Source organism: Oceanobacillus rekensis, assembly GCF_002153375.1.
GTDB classification, from domain to species: Bacteria; Bacillota; Bacilli; order Bacillales; family Amphibacillaceae; genus Oceanobacillus; species Oceanobacillus rekensis.
Genome location: NZ_MTBQ01000003.1, coordinates 255,506 through 272,363 on the forward strand (window position 1 = coordinate 255,506; position 16,858 = coordinate 272,363).

Annotated in this window: 20 protein-coding genes and 1 pseudogene; 11 read left to right on the top strand and 10 right to left on the bottom strand. The window is 37.3% G+C overall.

Features of this window, described 5'->3' with window-relative positions; genetic code table 11:
- Window positions 1–133 precede the first annotated feature (133 nt).
- The 8 genes from nfsA to BV906_RS08715 all read left to right on the top strand — a co-directional run bounded on the left by nfsA (window position 134) and on the right by BV906_RS08715 (window position 4,885).
- Window positions 134–880 carry an oxygen-insensitive NADPH nitroreductase gene (gene nfsA, locus BV906_RS08680; RefSeq protein ID WP_087973104.1) on the top strand — a complete coding sequence of 249 codons (747 nt, stop codon included), beginning with the start codon at window positions 134–136 and terminating at the stop codon, window positions 878–880.
- Between the two features lie 180 nt (window positions 881–1,060).
- Complete coding sequence (locus tag BV906_RS08685; RefSeq protein WP_087973105.1) at window positions 1,061–1,264, top strand: DUF1657 domain-containing protein; 204 nt, start codon at window positions 1,061–1,063, stop codon at window positions 1,262–1,264.
- A gap of 204 nt (window positions 1,265–1,468) precedes the next feature.
- A complete protein-coding gene (locus BV906_RS08690) occupies window positions 1,469–1,933 on the top strand; it encodes a hypothetical protein (protein ID WP_087973107.1) in 465 nt (154 codons plus the stop codon).
- A gap of 18 nt (window positions 1,934–1,951) precedes the next feature.
- The gene (gene spoVAC / locus BV906_RS08695; RefSeq protein ID WP_087973108.1) at window positions 1,952–2,431 is read left to right on the top strand and encodes a stage V sporulation protein AC; all 480 of its coding nucleotides are present in this window, start codon (window positions 1,952–1,954) and stop codon (window positions 2,429–2,431) included.
- A complete protein-coding gene (spoVAD, locus tag BV906_RS08700) occupies window positions 2,432–3,448 on the top strand; it encodes a stage V sporulation protein AD (protein ID WP_087973110.1) in 1,017 nt (338 codons plus the stop codon).
- Window positions 3,445–3,795 carry a stage V sporulation protein AE gene (gene spoVAE, locus BV906_RS08705; protein WP_087973112.1) on the top strand — a complete coding sequence of 117 codons (351 nt, stop codon included), beginning with the start codon at window positions 3,445–3,447 and terminating at the stop codon, window positions 3,793–3,795. The genes spoVAD and spoVAE overlap by 4 nt, the downstream gene beginning before the upstream one ends.
- Window positions 3,796–3,809: 14 nt before the next feature.
- Window positions 3,810–4,010 (top strand): DUF1657 domain-containing protein, encoded by a 201-nt coding sequence (locus BV906_RS08710; RefSeq protein WP_087973113.1) that lies wholly within the window; start codon window positions 3,810–3,812, stop codon window positions 4,008–4,010.
- A gap of 17 nt (window positions 4,011–4,027) precedes the next feature.
- On the top strand, window positions 4,028–4,885 hold the full coding sequence (locus BV906_RS08715) for a DUF421 domain-containing protein (protein ID WP_087973114.1): 858 nt from the start codon (window positions 4,028–4,030) through the stop codon (window positions 4,883–4,885).
- 236 nt (window positions 4,886–5,121) lie between these two features.
- Here BV906_RS08715 and BV906_RS08720 read toward each other — a convergent pair whose 3' ends face one another.
- From BV906_RS08720 to BV906_RS08745, 6 genes are all read right to left on the bottom strand, one after another.
- Window positions 5,122–6,099: a zinc-binding dehydrogenase gene (locus BV906_RS08720; protein WP_087973115.1), complete on the bottom strand. Its 978-nt coding sequence runs from the start codon at window positions 6,097–6,099 to the stop codon at window positions 5,122–5,124.
- A 58-nt stretch (window positions 6,100–6,157) separates the two neighbouring features.
- Window positions 6,158–7,081, bottom strand: a complete 924-nt coding sequence (locus tag BV906_RS08725) for an ArsA family ATPase (protein ID WP_087973117.1) — start codon at window positions 7,079–7,081, stop codon at window positions 6,158–6,160.
- A 17-nt stretch (window positions 7,082–7,098) separates the two neighbouring features.
- Complete coding sequence (locus BV906_RS19820; RefSeq protein WP_087973118.1) at window positions 7,099–7,356, bottom strand: cory-CC-star protein; 258 nt, start codon at window positions 7,354–7,356, stop codon at window positions 7,099–7,101.
- Between the two features lie 73 nt (window positions 7,357–7,429).
- The gene (locus BV906_RS08735; protein WP_087973120.1) at window positions 7,430–9,166 is read right to left on the bottom strand and encodes a carbon starvation CstA family protein; all 1,737 of its coding nucleotides are present in this window, start codon (window positions 9,164–9,166) and stop codon (window positions 7,430–7,432) included.
- Between the two features lie 544 nt (window positions 9,167–9,710).
- On the bottom strand, window positions 9,711–11,090 hold the full coding sequence (locus BV906_RS08740) for a Glu/Leu/Phe/Val family dehydrogenase (RefSeq protein ID WP_087973122.1): 1,380 nt from the start codon (window positions 11,088–11,090) through the stop codon (window positions 9,711–9,713).
- Window positions 11,091–11,171: 81 nt separating this feature from the next.
- Window positions 11,172–12,590 carry a hypothetical protein gene (locus tag BV906_RS08745; RefSeq protein WP_087973548.1) on the bottom strand — a complete coding sequence of 473 codons (1,419 nt, stop codon included), beginning with the start codon at window positions 12,588–12,590 and terminating at the stop codon, window positions 11,172–11,174.
- Between the two features lie 144 nt (window positions 12,591–12,734).
- Here BV906_RS08745 and BV906_RS08750 point away from each other — a divergent pair, with 144 nt between their 5' ends.
- Window positions 12,735–13,085 carry a YflT domain-containing protein gene (locus BV906_RS08750; RefSeq protein ID WP_087973123.1) on the top strand — a complete coding sequence of 117 codons (351 nt, stop codon included), beginning with the start codon at window positions 12,735–12,737 and terminating at the stop codon, window positions 13,083–13,085.
- A gap of 57 nt (window positions 13,086–13,142) precedes the next feature.
- On the opposite strand, the gene BV906_RS20020 is transcribed toward BV906_RS08750, so the two are convergent.
- The 3 genes and pseudogenes from BV906_RS20020 to BV906_RS08760 form a co-directional block, all read right to left on the bottom strand.
- Window positions 13,143–13,271, bottom strand: a complete 129-nt coding sequence (locus BV906_RS20020; RefSeq protein WP_281254128.1) for a hypothetical protein — start codon at window positions 13,269–13,271, stop codon at window positions 13,143–13,145.
- A gap of 311 nt (window positions 13,272–13,582) precedes the next feature.
- Window positions 13,583–13,928: pseudogene (locus tag BV906_RS20245) on the bottom strand (energy-coupled thiamine transporter ThiT).
- 342 nt (window positions 13,929–14,270) lie between these two features.
- On the bottom strand, window positions 14,271–14,534 hold the full coding sequence (locus BV906_RS08760) for a phage holin (protein WP_087973124.1): 264 nt from the start codon (window positions 14,532–14,534) through the stop codon (window positions 14,271–14,273).
- A 266-nt stretch (window positions 14,535–14,800) separates the two neighbouring features.
- Here BV906_RS08760 and BV906_RS08765 point away from each other — a divergent pair, with 266 nt between their 5' ends.
- Both BV906_RS08765 and BV906_RS08770 read left to right on the top strand, forming a co-directional pair.
- On the top strand, window positions 14,801–15,337 hold the full coding sequence (locus BV906_RS08765; protein WP_087973126.1) for a YceI family protein: 537 nt from the start codon (window positions 14,801–14,803) through the stop codon (window positions 15,335–15,337).
- An 89-nt stretch (window positions 15,338–15,426) separates the two neighbouring features.
- Window positions 15,427–15,789, top strand: coding sequence for a thiol-disulfide oxidoreductase DCC family protein (locus tag BV906_RS08770; protein WP_087973127.1), 363 nt, complete (start codon window positions 15,427–15,429; stop codon window positions 15,787–15,789).
- Here BV906_RS08770 and BV906_RS08775 read toward each other — a convergent pair.
- Window positions 15,770–16,642: a VanW family protein gene (locus BV906_RS08775; RefSeq protein WP_087973129.1), complete on the bottom strand. Its 873-nt coding sequence runs from the start codon at window positions 16,640–16,642 to the stop codon at window positions 15,770–15,772. The two genes, BV906_RS08770 and BV906_RS08775, sit on opposite strands and share 20 nt — an antisense overlap.
- Between the last annotated feature and the right edge of the window lie 216 nt (window positions 16,643–16,858).

Sequence of the window (16,858 nt, forward strand, 5' to 3'; positions counted from 1 at the left end):
ATCCACAGGGTCTCTTTTTTATTTTAAAAGAGAGAACTAAAAACTAAAAATATTCTTTGGCTTACTGTATAGTTAAGTTATATAGACTTAACTATACTATAATCGATTACCTATGAAGGAGGAAATTTCTATAATGAATCAAGTAATTGAAGGTCTACTTAGTCATCGTTCTATTCGAAAATTTACAGATGAAAAACTTACCCAAGAACAAATTTATACTATTGTAAAATCTGCACAGCAAGCATCATCTTCCAGCAATGTGATGGCATACTCAATCATTGGTATAACTGATCAAAAATTAAAAAACGAGCTTTACAAAGTATCTGGGCAAAAACATGTTAAAAATAATGCACATATGTTTGTTTTCTGTGGAGATTTACATCGCATAAATCAGCTTGCAAGTTCAGAGGAAAAAGCAAGCATAAAAGAAAATATGGAGAGTACAGAGCAATTCATAGTTGCAACCATCGATGCAGCCCTTGCCGCACAGAATGCTTCTGTTGCGGCTGAATCAATGGGTCTGGGCATCTGCTATATCGGAAGCCTTCGAAATGATATTAACCGGGTAAATGAACTACTCGGGCTTCCTGAACATGTTATTCCATTATTTGGGCTCATTACTGGCTACCCAGATCATAAACCAGATATAAAACCAAGACTTCCACTTGAAGCAATTTACCATGAAAATAAATACAAATCCTATGATGAACAATATCCATTAATTGAAGCATACGACAATGAAATGAAAAGCTATTATGAGCATCGCTCCTCTAATACTAAAGTAGATACATGGTCAGACCAAATGATTCGTAAATACAGCAAACCAACACGGATGGATGTTACACCATTTGTAAAAAGTAAAAAATTGAATAAGAGATAATTCGGGATAATTTAAATACCGGTACATTTAATATGTGCCGGTATTTATTTTTGTCTGAATAATTAATTGTACGAAATCGTCACATAACAATTCGATTTACAGTAAATGGTAAAATCCAACAAGTATATTTAATTGGTATTACCTCAAAATATAAATACAAGTAACCTGAGGAGGGATGAAATGACAGTAGCAACACAAGTTAAACAAACAATCGCCGGATTAAAAAGTGTTCAAGCAAGTTTCGAACAGTTTGCCCTCGAAACGGATAATAAGCAAGCAAAACAACTATACCAAGATGCCGCACAACAAACAATGACCATACTAAACAATGTACAACCAAGAGTTACCCAAATAGAACAAGAAGAACCACAATACAAACAATAAATAAAAGCGAAGGCGACTGCCCAGAAGCGAGTGCATAAGCAAAGAACCGTAGAGCAAACGCTTTTCCTGCTCGGAGTGTTCATTGCTTATGACGGGAGCTTCTAGGAGCCGAAGCTGGATAGATAACAATAATAGCGACTGACTGAACAGGAGGCTTTAAGAGGCCTCCTACATACCTTTGGATGAAAGAGATGGGTGTGAGAAATGCGAAAATCCACAATATTATTTACTTACCTAATTTTAGCTTTATTATTGACCGCTTGTGGAAATGAACCTATGGAACAAGGACAAGAAAATAGCGGTTCCCCAGATGTTACGAAGATTTCCAATGATAAACTAATTAGTCAGCAACCATCTAATGAAGCAAAAGATATTCTAGACAACTATGAGGAAATAACGGCTATAAAAGCTGTAAATACAAAGGATAGCCTTTTTATTGCAATTGAAGTCGAGCATCATGAGAGGTTCACCATGTCACAACTGGAAAAGAAACACAAAAAAGAAATGAAAGAACATTTCAAGGATATGAAAATTGAATTTTCAACTGATAAAAAGATTGTTCTTGAACTTGAAAAGCTCGAGCAGAAAATCAATCATAACGATATCTCAAAAAAAGAAATGGAGAAAAAATTTAAGCAGATAGTAAATTTAGCAAAGGAACAGACCTAAAAGAAAGAGTGAATAGTTATGGCTGATGAAAAGAAGAAAAACTTACCACCGGAAGCACAGAAGTATCAAGACTTTCAAACAAAAAGGGAAGTAAAAAGGCCCTTGCTGAAAAACTGTATAAAAGCTTTCTTAGTTGGCGGGATCATTTGCTTTATTGGACAAATCATTACTACTTTTTATATATATAATTTTAACTTCACCGAACAAACTGCTGGAAATCCAACTACAGCAACACTTATTTTCATTACCATGCTTTTAACAGGATTTGGTGTTTATGACCGAATCGGCCAGTTTGCTGGAGCTGGTTCGGCAGTACCTGTTACAGGATTTGGGAATGCTGTGATAGCATCTGCAATCGAGTACCGTACAGAAGGATTTATACTTGGTGTTGGCAGTAATATGCTTAAATTAGCGGGTCCAGTTATTGTGTATGGTGTCTTTTCAGCTTTTGTTATCGCTCTAATCAAAACAATTCTCGTTCAGTGGGGTGGTTTTTAAATGCTAGCCGGACATCAAACATGGATATTTAATAATAAACCTGTCATTTTAACAACTGGTACTGTAGGTGGTCCGTTTGAAGCGAATGGAAATATACCAGAAGCATTCGATACACTTCATGATGATATGTGGCTTGAGCAGGCTTCCTTTGAAAAATCTCAGCAGAAAATGATGGAAGAAGCCTGTCAAATTGCTATTAAAAAGAGTTCCATCGAAAAAGAACAAGTTCAATTTTTTATCAGTGGTGACTTAATTAATCAAATAACTCCGACAACTTTTGCAGCTAATACAATGGGTCTTCCCTATTTTGGTTTGTTCAGTGCCTGTGCAACATCAATGGAAAGCTTGGCATTATCCGCCGCAATTATCAATGGTGGTGGTGCCAATTATATACTTAGCGGTTCCTCCAGTCACAACGCTGCTACAGAAAAGCAGTTTCGGTACCCTACGGAGTATGGTGGTCAAAAACCTCCTACCGCCCAATGGACTGTCACTGGAGCAGGATGTGCTTTAGTAGCAAAAACAGGTGTTGGTCCAAAAATAACATCGGCAACAATCGGGAAAGTTGTCGATATGGGGATGACGGACCCGTTCAATATGGGCGGCGCAATGGCTCCTGCAGCTGCTGACACCATTGAAACCCATTTAAAGGAAAGAAATGTCGATCCCTCCTACTATGATTTAATTATTACTGGAGATCTTGGTCATGTTGGAAGAGAGGTATCCTTGGATTATATGCATAAGCGAGACATTCCAATCGAGGATAGTAAATATGTGGATTGTGGGCTTACAATTTATCGGGAAGGTCAGCCTGTTCTTGCAGGTGCGAGTGGCGCAGCTTGTTCTGCTGTCGTAACGTATGGACATTTTCTCAAACAGATAATCAAAGGAGAAATCAATCGAATACTAGTAGTTGCAACCGGATCCTTGCATTCTACATTGAGTGTACAACAAGGTGATCCGATACCATGTATTGCACATGCTGTATCAATTGAATCAGGAAGTGATCAGTTATGATATTTTTCTGGGCATTTGTCGTAGGGGGACTTATTTGTGTAATGGGACAAATTATGTTTGATGTTTTTAAACTTTCCCCTGCACATACCTTGACAATTTTAGTTGTAAGTGGCGCAATACTTGATGGATTTGGTTTGTATGAACCATTAATCGACTTTGCAGGTGCTGGTGCCACCGTTCCGATTACAAGCTTCGGGAATTCTCTTGTTCATGGAGCAATGCAGGAAGCTGAAAAGCACGGAATCATTGGCGTGGTCACCGGGATGTTCGAAGTAACGAGTTCCGGTATATCTTCCGCCATCATATTTGGTGTCATCGGTGCCTTGATTTTCAAACCAAAAGGATAAATGGAGTTGATCGTATGACTGTCGGTTCACAGGTTAAAGGATGCTATTCATCCATTAAAAGCATTGAAGCAAGTCTAGGTATATTATCGAACAAAACACAGAACGTAGAATCCAAACAAGCTTTTGAACATACTGAACAACTAATGAAACAAATTAAGAATGACCTCCAGAAGCAAGTGGTGATGCTTTCGAAGCAAGAACCGCAATATAAATAGAGAGAGGAAGAAGCGCTGTGCCGGAATGGATCATTATCTTGCTAAGATCTTTAACATTAATCACGTTATTGTTTTTTTTAACCAAATGGCTTGGAACAAAGCATCTATCACAGTTAAATATTTTTGAGTATATTTCTGGAATTGTCCTTGGAAGTATTGCCGCCATTCATACCGTCGATCCAGATACAAATTTTAGCTATGCCGTCATTGCCATGGTTGTTTGGTTCATGGTTCCATTTGGGGTAGAGAAAATGGCTTTAAAAAGTAAAGCCTTTCGAGACTTTACAGAGGGTAAAGGCGTCGTATTTATCCAGGACGGAAAAATTATGGAAGATAATTTAAAAAAGGAAGGTTATTCGACGGATGACTTGTTGGAAAAACTTCGTAATAACAATATATTTCTAGCATCAGACGTTGAATTTGCTGTTTTAGAACCAACCGGAAGTTTGAGCGTCCTTCCTAAAAGAGAAAATCGTCCCCTCACGGCAAAAGATTTAGGTATTAAACTAGCTCCCACAAAAGAACCACAAACAGTTGTTATGGATGGTAATGTGTTACTGGAGCCACTAGCAAATCTGTCGCTAAATACGAACTGGCTAGAAACCGAGCTTGATAAAATGAATGTAAGCATTGAAAATGTTTTCTTAGCCCAAGCAGACAGTGACGGTCAGCTGACCGTCGACTTATATGATGACATGATTGCAGTTCCAGCTCCAACAGAGAAGCCACTTCTTCTTGCGACAATGAAAAAATGTCAGGCCGATTTGGAATTATTTGCTCTTTCGACAGAAAATCCGGAGTCAAAGGAAATGTACCAACGTAATGGTAAAAAACTTCAAAACGCAATTGATACCATTTCTCCTTATTTAAGTTAATTTAATAGGATTTTATCGCAAAGTAAACTCCGAACTAAAATAAGTAACTTTGGCGACCGCTCTGGGAAATATACTATATGCAGATGCGTTTCGGGGAATAGAAGCACAAGCGAAAAGTCAAAAAATTGGTGTGTGAAGCATGATGGTTATGTTACAAATCGTGGATTTAATTCGGATGCTTTGAAAAATTATCATATCGATCAATAAAGAGCCAACACCTTGTGCTGGCTCTACTCTTAGATTCGAAGTGCAACTTTTCCAAATTGCCTTCCCTCTTTAAGATAATCAAATGCAGCCTGTGCTTCATCCAATTTAAAGGTTTTGTCAACAACCGGGTTCATATTGTAATTCTCAATATGATCCAATGCTGCTTGTAACTCCTGTCTTGAACCCATTGTTGAACCAATCAGTTGATACTGACCATAGAAAAATTTGCGTAAATCAAGGTCAACATGATCATCTGTAGTAGCACCAAATATCACGATTCGTCCACCCTTTTTCAACACATCTAATGATCGATTAAACGTAGCTTTCCCAACACTATCAATAACAATATCTACTTTTTCATTTTTCAGTTCTTCATTCCAATCACTATTAGTATCAATGGCTAAATCAGCACCGAGTTCTTTTGCCTTATTTCGTTTATCCTCACTGCGGGAGCTTACAATTACTCGAGCACCAATATTCTTCGCAAACGAAATTAAATATGTTGCTACACCACTTCCAGCCCCTGGTATAAATATGGTCTCTCCCCTTTTAATTTGCCCTTTCGTAAAGAGCGCTCGATAACCGGTTAATGCTGCTAGAGCAAATACACTTGCTTCTTCCCATGAGAGTTTTTCTGGTTTCCTTTCTACTTGTTCTTCTGATAAAGCTATTTTTTCAGCAAACGTTCCATGATCTGGCATCCCTAATATATCAAAACCTGTTGGTGGTGCGTCACTATTATCATACCAGCGAAGTGCAGGGTTAATAATTACTTCATCACCAACTTGAAATCGGCTTACCCCTTCCCCTACAGATTCAATGACACCTGCACCATCTGAACCGAGAATTAATGCCTCTTTGTCACTTCCCATGCGATCTGGAATATACAAATCCCTTCGATTCAGACCTGCTGTACGTAATGCTACGATTACTTCATGTGAACCCACAACAGGCTCGTCCATTTCTTTAATTGTTAATTCGCCATGTTCTAATACAAATGCTTTCATTGATTTCATCCTTTCATCACAGTTAAGAAGAATATAAACTTCGTGACACCAAAGTTTTCTAATAGTATAAGCTCATGTTTTCCAATTGTTGTTTACTCGTTACGTCTTCTGAAAATAACGGAACATAAACAAGCTTTTGACTTTGGAATGTATCTTCAATCATGGATACATAAGTTTTTTCATGTTCTTTTCTTTTTTCAAAAAATGCTCCATCAGCTTCCTTAGGTAAAATTTTATTTACAATTAAAGTTTTCACATGCAAATGATAGTTATCAAGCAGCTTGATTGCTTTTTTTGTTTCTAAAATGGAGAGACGTTCAGGATTTAAAACGAAAATAAAACCAGTTTGTTGATGATCGAGAAGCACCTTTCTAGCCTCGGAAAACCTTTCCTTCCTTTCTTTCAGAACATTATAAATTGGGTCCTCTATTGGCTCGCCATCATTCAATAACTGTGTGTAATTTTCATTCGTCTTCTGTCGTTTCTGTAGCAACCCTTCGATCCAAATACCCATCAATTCGGGAAGGGTCAGTAGTCGAATCGTATGACCTGTTGGTGCCGTATCAAATACTATTCTATCAAAGTTATCTCTTTCTTCCAAAATAATAGCTATTAATTTATCAAACATTGCAGCTTCATCTGCACCTGGGGAAGCTTTAGCAGTGTCTAATTGGCGATTTACTTCCTCCATCATACTTGATTGTACAATTCCCTTAATATTTTCTTTTACACCTCTAATATACTTTTCTGTTTCGATATCAGGATCTATTTCCAATGCAAAGAGATTCTCAGCTACTTGTTCTGTTTTCCCACCAATTTTCTGTTCAAATATATCTCCAATATTATGTGCCGGATCTGTTGAGATTAATAATGTCTTATAACCTTCCTTAGCCGCTTTCCAGGCAATTGTTGCAGCAGAAGTAGACTTACCCACTCCTCCCTTACCACCTATAAAGAGAATTTTTTTATTAATATCCAGCATCGTTTTACTTCCTTTCTTTAACAACAACGAATCCCTGTCATTGGAGACTTATCCATTCCCATTCGCAAATGCCAATCATGAAATTTTTCAATTATATATGGATATAATTCGAGTGTATAATAATAAACTGGATTTGGAATACCAATCATTTCGGAATAGAGAAGTAAAAGAAAGAAATCATCTTCATTTCTTAATTCCCTAGCAACTTCCTGCCGGTGCGGCATACTTAGTACTTCTTCATAAAATGTTATTAGTTGCTTTAATTTATCCAACATAATCTCTCACTCCTTTTTTCCTAGATGATATAAAGAAGGAGTCATCAATTACATGACCCCTCTCATATACTATTTATTTTTCTTTATCAAGCGGATCATCATACTTTTTTGTTAGCGCATTGAATGCTGTTAAACTAATCCATATCGCAAATACAAAGATAATCGCACCGAGTACGAATAATAGGGTGTTCGAGTTATCCCCAAACCACGACCATTCGAATATGACTTGCTGGAACATGGCATATAATGTCATAAACATAAGGAAAATCATTGGAATCAATGCCACTGCATAGTTTCTTCCTAAGCGCTTAAGCCAGATTGCAATTAGCATTAAACTGATTCCTGCAAGCAACTGGTTGGCCGTTCCAAAGAGTGGCCAAATTAGGTAACCCCCTGACCCAAAGCCATTTGGTCCTTCAGGTATTAATACCAATGCAGCACTGGAAACAACTGCAATTGTCGTTGCTACATGTGTTTTAGTAATAGCCGGAACATTATACTCTACACCCAATTCAGCTATAATATATCTCATTAATCGAACCGAAGTATCCAATGTCGTAGCTGCAAAACTAACAACAATAATTGATACGATGGTTGTAGCTATATCATTTGGAATAGCCATTCCCTCAGCAAGCTTTGCTGCACCTTCTACAAAAGTACCTAAACCAACAGCATTTGCTTGTGTAAAACTAGTATATGTTGCTGCAAATGCATCTGTATTCGCAAAAAAGGTTGCAACAGCAATGATAGATATTAACGCTAAAATCCCTTCACCAACAGCACCGAAATAACCAACAAATCTGGCATCAGTTTCTTTATCTAATTGTTTGGATGATGTCCCAGATGAAACAAGTCCATGGAAACCAGAAATTGCACCACAGGCAATGGTTATAAATAAAAGTGGCAGCCAATTTCGGTCTGGATTTTCATTCATCATTGGTGCCGTCATTTCCGGATTTAAGAAAATTAGACCTAAATACAAAATACCAAGTCCTACAACAAGTTGATGAGAGTTAATAAAATCCCTTGGTTGAAGCAGTTTCCATACCGGAAGTGTGGATGCAATATATACATAGATCATTAAAATTACAATCCAAATCAAAAACGCGGTGGATACTGCCCCCAATCCAAATAATCCAGCGCCAGCTTCCCCACCCATATATTGCACTAAGTCAATTTGTAGAAACTCTGTTCTGCTGGCTACAATGGCAGTCAGATACATGATAGCCAATGCAATCAGCGATGGTATGAGCATTTTTAAATTGCGTTTATATGCTGCATATCCAATCCAAATTGCCAGAGGAATTTGAATAAAAACCGGAACAACACTTGCTGGGTATTGAATAAACAAATTTGAAATAACCCAGGCAAACACTGCATTGACCATGAGAACAAGAATCAAGATAATAAATAAAAATAATATTTTTCCGCGTTGCCCAATTAGTTTATCTGCTATCGTACCAACGGATTGCCCTTTATTCCTAACTGACAATGCAAGTGTTCCAAAATCATGGACACCCGCAGCAAAGACGGTACCGAGAATAACCCATAGAAAAGCTGGAAGCCATCCCCAATAGACTGCGATTGCAGGTCCAAGAATCGGTGCCGCTCCTGCAACAGAAGTAAAATGATGGCCCCAAAGCACAAACTTGTTCGTCGGCACAAAGTCAACACCATCTTTAAACTGATGTGCAGGTGTCACATAATTTGGGTCAAGTCTAAATATTTTTTCTGCTATAAATTTGGAATAATAGCGATAACCTAAAGCAAAAATTACCATCCCAATCAGCGCAACTAAAATACCACTCAATTTCTCTACCTCCCCTATTTTTTATTGAAATAATTATTTCTCTTACAAGCTATGTAAAAATCGATTCATTTAGTACATATTAATACGGAAGATAAATTACGGAAGTTTTCATAATTGCAAAGTTTAGATAAACTGCGAAGTACTTACACCCTACGTATAGGTGACTGCTAAAACCGCCGTCCAGGATCGCTCCGGGCTGATGAAGTTGTATGATGCTATTTTCTCTATTGCAGCTATAGTAATTGTCGAAAAACTTCTAACCAGCTCCGGGAAATATATGAAGACTCCTGCGGGAAGAGAGGCATTGGTGAGACACTGAAATGCGTTAGCTTGAAGCGACTCACCTATGCCTTAGGATGCGCGAATTGTATTTCCCAGAGCGGTCTCCAAAGTTTCTGCATACTGATATAAAACCAGCAGTTACTCCGCAGTTTATAGATTATTTTACATTAGTAGCATACTTCTTTGTGACGCGGGCGAAGTAGAAAAGCAACTAAAAAAGAGATAATCACTAAATAGCGATCACCTCTTTTTCCAGCACATATTAATACAACTTTCCTTGCCTATACAAAACATCCGATAATTTCATAACAGATTGTCTATAACAAATCTGTCTTAATGTATAGGTATTAGAGAAAAATTGCGGATATATTGTATCAAATGTAGATTCCATTTGCTCAAATTGCTTTTTAAAAACTTCTTCCTCTTTATAATATTGTGTTTCCCGACCTTGTAGCCATTCGAGATATGATACAATGACACCGCCGGCATTTGCTAGTATATCAGGGATAATAATGGTCCCTTTTTGATTCAGGTAATTATCCGCATCCGTTGTAATTGGTGCATTTGCTCCTTCAACAATAACCTGAGCTTGAATTTCTTCCATATTATCCTTAGTTACCTGGTCTTCCAGGGCAGCAAGAAACAACACATCAACATTTAACGTTAATAAGTCATCGCGACCTATAACTTTAGCCTTTATACCGGCATCTTCAAGTTCTTTGTCATTAATTGGTAAATCTTTATTGTTTTCGATCGTGAATTTCACTAATGTTGGAATATCTAATCCATCCGAATTATAAAGTGTTACATTACGGTCACTCACTGCAATCACCTTGTTATTCAGTTGATTACACTGATATGCTTCCAAGGCTGCGACCGATCCTAAATTCCCAAAACCTTGTACTGCAATAGTGAAATTCCGATCTTTCAAATCGAGGATATTTTTTGCAATCAGATGATTCCGTTCCGAGAGCCATGTTTGCTGCTCCGTCGCAAAGTTATGAAAGAGATATCGAAAAGTGAAATATACCCCTTTTCCTGTAGCTTCCCTTCTCCCTAATGAACCACCATTGACAACGCTTTTCCCAGTAAAACTACCACGGTAATTTTCACCAGGATGGATACTTTTATATTCTCCCATCATCCAGTCCATTTCACGTGCACTCGTACCCATATCTGGTGCAGGAATATCTTTGTCTGGACCAATAATATCACTAAAATATTGCACATATTTTTTGCATATTAAATTTAATTCTCTAACATCATATTCTTTTGGATCAATTACAACGCCACCTTTTCCGCCTCCAAAAGGCACTTCATGAAGAGCGTTTTTCAGTGTCATAAGGGTGGCGAGATTTATAACTTCATCTTCATTTACAGATTCATGAAAACGAATCCCACCTTTATATGGGCCAAGCACATTATTATGCTGAACCCGAAAAGCTGGTATTCGAATGACTTCATCATTTTCCAGTGTTATTCTAAGAAACGATTTACTTACGTGGTTTGGTGTAGAAAGAATTGATCGCAGGGCTCTAAATGCCTTTTCTCTTGGCTTTTCCTGGATTTCAGGAAGAAACAAATCATCGTCAAATAATACATTTAATGATTCATGAACAACTGCACCAGTATTGATTGGCATACTTTGAACCTCCTGAATTAATAAATTTTTATATTACTTAAGAGTGTATCAAATGAAAAAGCGTGTAACCAGTCAAAGCCGTTATAGTAAAAATACTGCTGCAATTGTAGCAATGATTAAACCAGAAAAAACCGGAATAAAATTCTTTCTAACTAACTCCATGACGGACACACCACAGAAACCTGCAATCGCAATTAATGATGACCAGGCAACAATGGTACCTCCACCAGTCCAAATAGCTCCCATTTGGCCAATCGCAGCGAGGGTTGCAGCATCAATTGATGTTGTCTCCAATGAAGCAGCAAGTGCTCCTGTTAGTGGTAAGCCAGAAAATCCTGAACCGTCAAGTCCAGTTATAATACCGATAATGAGTACACTTAACGCTGCAAGCAATGCACTTTGTGGCAAAAATTCTTGTGTGGATGTAACAAGGTCAAATAATAACGCTGGTCCTTCCTCCACACCTAAAATATTTCCTGAAAAATCAGGACTTCCTAAAAAGAAAAAACCAGCAATAGGGATAACAGGGCCCATTGCTTTAAAGGCAAATACAAATCCATCTGTAATATGATTACTAACATAATCTAAAGCATGATATTTACCAAAAGCAATTGTGGAAAGTAATAATAGGATGACCGCAACACCACCTACAAATGCTGCACCGCCTCCACCAACAAGCTCGTCACTTCCTCCAGAAAAGAGCTTGGAATACATCATGTAAATAACTACAAACAGAAGTGATATTGGAACAGCAATGGAAAAAACCTTACTCCAAACATCTAAATTTTCGGTTTGGACCTTGTTCTTTGATCCTTCTGCAGTCTGCAGCTCTTGTAGTTCTACCATATTCAACGGATCGTTTTTAGAGCGAATGGTTTTGCGATATAATAGGTAAGCTAAAGAAACAGCGACTCCCCCAGCTATCAGGGATAGTATCAATGATTTGTCAGCTACAGAACCAACATCAATGCCAGCAGATGCAGCAGATAAGCTTGGAGCAACTTGAACAATATAATCCGAGGACAATGCCATTCCCTGTCCTGCTATTGCAATAGCAACTGCCGCTGTCATTGCAGGCAATCCAGCTCTTACCGCTGCAGGGACAAGTAATGCACAGATCAATGGAACTGCAGGAGTTGGCCAGAAAAATAAGGAAATAATATAGGTTACAATTATAAGAATAAAAAAGGAAACATGCCCATTTACCATCATTTTCTGGAGAGGCTGTATCATTCTGACATCTGCCCCTAAATCACGTAAAGAGTGTAAAAGCGCCAACATAAACGTGATAATTAAAAAAATGCTAAACAACTCTTGAGCAGCAACTAGATTTGCATTAAATATGGCAGTAAATCCATCAATAAGATTACCTTGATACACCCAGGCAATGACAAATGTCCCAAGTAATGTCGGTAAAACAACACCCTTACGGAAAATCATTGTTACGATGATTGCTAATGTGAATAATCCATATAGCAGATGGGGTAACGTTAATCCAATACCCATAAGATCTCTTCCTTTCTTCGGGTTGTGCTTTAGCCTATGCACCACCTGAAGAAAACGCTACAACTCGTAAACGGTTATGTTTAATTCTCTATTGAATGGGGAATAAGCCAACTAACAACAAAGGAGGAATCTACAATTATGAAACCTTTTATTAGAGAATATATAAACGAAGAACAATTGAAAACGGATGTAAACAAATTACAAGCCAAAGGAATTAACAAAGATGATATTTATCTCCTCACCCATGATGATGAAAGAACTGGGCGTATAGCAGATAATGCGAATACGAATACAATTGGCATGAAAGAGATGGATTTCTCAAGTGCTGTTGGGAACATGTTCAGCAGTCAAGGTGATCAGTTACGTACAAAACTGGAAGAGATGGGCTTTAGCGAGGCCGAAGCGGCTAATTATGAAAAAGACCTCGATGAAGGTAAGGTTCTATTAATGGTTACCAATCATGAAAATATAGATACTTTCATCATTTAATATTAGGGACATCCCAGGATGGGTTGTCCCTCTTCATATGGCAAAGAGGAAACTCGTCTACTCTTTTTTCAGAGCTGCACATTCATTACATAATAGCTTTCCATTTTCCTGCACACCATCAAAAAAACCACTTTCACAATAAACGTTTTTATTACATGACAGACACTTTCCAATTAATTCACGCATTCTATCAGCCTCCCAAAAGTAAAATAACCTCTTTGACTAAGAGATTATCTTAAAATGAGCGAATATTCAACTGACGTTTAAGCTGCGTTTAGTAATGTTCGAGGTTGCTTATGGAAAAAGAAAAATACAACAACTATATATATAATAAAGGATGGGATCATATTAGCGTTATACAGCAAGGAATATAGCCATCAGGTTGTCCTTCGATGGCAGATCCGAAAAATTACATTCCTGCGATATAATGAACGAAAAATCACAATGTAGATCCCAAGAACACCCCAACTGTTATATAAGTAAGGTAATTTTTTGTTTCACCTGACTTTACTTACTGCCTGCTGAATTCGATTTGCAAAAATACCAACAAATCCAATTACCGTAAGGGCTAGCCCATAATCAATAAATGCTTGCAATGGGCTAAAACATACGCTGTTCCTGTTGCAACCTGTAATACTCCCCATGAGAAACCAGGCCACCCTTTAATCCCCAGCGAAATGCAACAATAAATACAGGTATCATCGCAAACGATATCGAACCACCTTGCGCCCATATTTCAAAGGATAATGGCAAGATATCCAATAATAATGCCAATGCAATAAAAATGGATACTTCAACTAAAAATAGAATTCGATTTGACCTCAACCGTATTACCTCCTCCAAAAATTTTCATATTAGAAAGCTTGATTGTCACCAAGCTTTTGAAGTGACGACGACCAGCCCGCACTTATGCATGAAGAAAGTATTTTCTTAATGACAAAAAAAGCAATGTCTGAGGGGAAAGTTCCTGATGGGGAAATCCGCTCACATTGCTTTTATTCTATCAAAAAAACCATCAATTCCTACGCTAGTACTAACTAACAGGTTCAAAGGGTCTAAAACATCATGTTCACTCTCAGCCATGGCTCCGCCTGTAGGTTTTTATTTTATACTCTTGATTTGTTAAGTGCAGTTTAGGCATTAACAGAAAAATAACAATGTTTAACGAGAAGTTTTCATGAGTGTCTATTTTCTTATATTTTTCCTACGCTTTTTCTTCTTAGTAAGACCCTTTTCAATTAATGTCTTTCGCTGTTTCATTCCAGTTTTTGTAACGTAATTATTTTTGAACCAAGCTGTTAATGTAGTAACAACAGTGAATAGTCCTGAGACGACATGCTCTGCCAATAAACTGTCTATCGGTAATGGGGATTTCCCGTATATGACGAGAAACTGATTTACAAGTGCTAGAAGAAGCATGATTGTCCGTATAATAGTACCTTTGTCCACTTTTAATCCCCCTAAAATCCAAAGTTATTTATATACTATTATTTTCACTTTCCTTACTTTTTGGAACGGCTTTTGTACTTGTGCTTGTAGATAGATACTTGATTATGTTTATTACAAATAATTTTGGGAAGAGTATATTAAGGTTATCTAATTAAATTGAATTCAATTATTTTTAATTAAAAACACTTGACTATAAGTATTAATCAATTTATACTAGGTAACAGAAAGTAACTAACGGTTACGAAAATTATTTGGAGGGATTTATAATGGCAAAGACAGTTTGGACAGTTGACCAAGTACACAGTGAGGTTGGCTTTTCAGTAAAACATATGATGATTTCAAAAGCGAAAGGTACATTTGATAAATTTGATGCAGTTTTCGAAGCTGATGTAGAAGACTTAACTGATTCTAAAGTGGAAGTAACTATTGATACAGCAAGCATAAATACTCGTAATGAAGATCGTGACAACCACTTACGTTCAGGAGATTTCTTTGATTCAGAAACATACCCGAAGATGACTTTTGTAGCTACTGATATTAATAAAAAATCATCTAATACGTATGATGTCACTGGTGATTTAACAATTAAAGATACAACTAAACCAGTTACAATCGATGTAACATTTGAAGGACAAAGCAAAGACCCAATGGGTGGCGCTACTGTAGCAGGTTTCAGTGGTTCAACATCCATTAACCGTAAAGAGTTCGGTCTTACTTGGAACGCAGCAGTTGAAACTGGTGGCGTACTTGTTGGCGAGGATGTTAAAATTAACTTTGAACTTGAGCTTCATAAACAAGCATAATATAAAACCACATTTAAAAGCTGTATTTCCTTGGAAATACAGCTTTTTTTACGCAGTTGGATTATACTATTATTGGAGGTGGTATAAGAATGATTGTCTATTATGATAGTTACTGCAAGATGTGTACAAACTCATCTACGTTATGGAAGAAACTGGACCGGAGAAATAAACTTATATTCAATTCCTTTCGATTAATGAAAAATTACCCACCTGAAATGGAAAAGAGTCTTCATGTCAGACATAATAATCAATGGTATAAAGGATACTCAGCAATTGTTCAAATAGCTAAAATGCTCCCACCTCTATGGATATTAATACCACTCATGTATATGCTCAAGGTTATTGGACTCGGCGACATTATTTATAAACTGGTGGCTAAAAATAGAAAACTTGTACCTGTAAACCAATGTGCAGATGGTGAAGCGTGTAAAATCAATCCGCATTCCCGTTAAAGTACTCTACCGTATCTGAGGAATATAAAGTAACAACCATTTGGCCACTTTCTGATTTGGCACGAATTAAAATCGGCTCATTATACAGGTTTTTAAACACAAAATCTGGCCCCCACCAGCTAACAGTTGCATCTCTTCCTGGTGGAACATATGGTACCTGTCTGCTATGAGCATATCTTTCCACAATTTGAATACCTTTAAGATCTACTGCGTTGTAAAGCGTTGAGGAAACCTGACAAATTCCTCCACCAATATCTTCGGCTAATTCTCCTTTTACAATAACCGGTGCCTTTTTATATCCTCTTTCAGCAGTTCGTTCGCCAACCACCTGATTAAATGAGAATGTCTCCCCCGGAAAAATAACTGTATTATTGATTGCTTCTGAAGCAAGGTCGATATTGTGGGATCTTTCTAAGTTACTTTGCTTAAAAGAGGTAACATATCTGCCAAGCTCCAGCATACTTATTTCTTTTAAAAGTCCACGATTAACTTTAGGGTAGACAGCTGTTTTTGGAACTGTTAATTTCCCTTTATTCTCGTTATAATATAACTCCCGGAATAAATTGCGAAATTCTTGTCTATCCAACGTGGCACCAAGCTCCTCTCCAATAATCTTGCCATCTTTATCAAAGCGTGCGTCTTCTGCATTCCGATAGACCGCTTCTTCAAGGTTGTCCATTAAATTTTCTAATTTATATTCATCGATAAATGCCATATCAATTAAATCCATTCCATATTGTTGAACTTCAACCCTATCTAATGTAATTTCATTATTATTCGTATCCAAACTGTCGGCGCCCGAATCCACCGGAATACCCGTCATCAGCAAAAGCAATAAAAAAATATGCAACATTACACCTCCTGCTAATAGTATGGAGTAAATCCGTTGATTCATTCTATTTTGGAGTCATATCTCTTTTTTATTTAGAGGAAAACAGAAGGTACTTTTCGAGGTCATTGTGCATTAAATCATCACAGTTTCTATAAAATGCGAAGTAACTGTTAGTTGATTACTAAAAATATGGTGTTGAAACTTCGCCGACCGCTCTGGGAAATATACTCCGCATTT

Bases quoted from the DNA above. Each gene is read 5' to 3' on its own strand.
- BV906_RS08740 (WP_087973122.1), bottom strand. From the start codon at position 11,090: ATGCCAATCAATACTGGTGCAGTTGTTCATGAATCATTAAATGTATTA.
- spoVAC (WP_087973108.1), top strand. From the start codon at position 1,952: ATGGCTGATGAAAAGAAGAAAAACTTACCACCGGAAGCACAGAAGTAT.
- BV906_RS08775 (WP_087973129.1), bottom strand. From the start codon at position 16,642: ATGTTGCATATTTTTTTATTGCTTTTGCTGATGACGGGTATTCCGGTG.
- BV906_RS20020 (WP_281254128.1), bottom strand. From the start codon at position 13,271: ATGCGTGAATTAATTGGAAAGTGTCTGTCATGTAATAAAAACGTTTAT.
- BV906_RS08720 (WP_087973115.1), bottom strand. From the start codon at position 6,099: ATGAAAGCATTTGTATTAGAACATGGCGAATTAACAATTAAAGAAATG.
- BV906_RS08765 (WP_087973126.1), top strand. From the start codon at position 14,801: ATGGCAAAGACAGTTTGGACAGTTGACCAAGTACACAGTGAGGTTGGC.
- spoVAD (WP_087973110.1), top strand. From the start codon at position 2,432: ATGCTAGCCGGACATCAAACATGGATATTTAATAATAAACCTGTCATT.
- BV906_RS08710 (WP_087973113.1), top strand. From the start codon at position 3,810: ATGACTGTCGGTTCACAGGTTAAAGGATGCTATTCATCCATTAAAAGC.
- spoVAE (WP_087973112.1), top strand. From the start codon at position 3,445: ATGATATTTTTCTGGGCATTTGTCGTAGGGGGACTTATTTGTGTAATG.
- BV906_RS08750 (WP_087973123.1), top strand. From the start codon at position 12,735: ATGAAACCTTTTATTAGAGAATATATAAACGAAGAACAATTGAAAACG.
- nfsA (WP_087973104.1), top strand. From the start codon at position 134: ATGAATCAAGTAATTGAAGGTCTACTTAGTCATCGTTCTATTCGAAAA.
- BV906_RS08690 (WP_087973107.1), top strand. From the start codon at position 1,469: ATGCGAAAATCCACAATATTATTTACTTACCTAATTTTAGCTTTATTA.
- BV906_RS08685 (WP_087973105.1), top strand. From the start codon at position 1,061: ATGACAGTAGCAACACAAGTTAAACAAACAATCGCCGGATTAAAAAGT.
- BV906_RS19820 (WP_087973118.1), bottom strand. From the start codon at position 7,356: ATGTTGGATAAATTAAAGCAACTAATAACATTTTATGAAGAAGTACTA.
- BV906_RS08770 (WP_087973127.1), top strand. From the start codon at position 15,427: ATGATTGTCTATTATGATAGTTACTGCAAGATGTGTACAAACTCATCT.
- BV906_RS08725 (WP_087973117.1), bottom strand. From the start codon at position 7,081: ATGCTGGATATTAATAAAAAAATTCTCTTTATAGGTGGTAAGGGAGGA.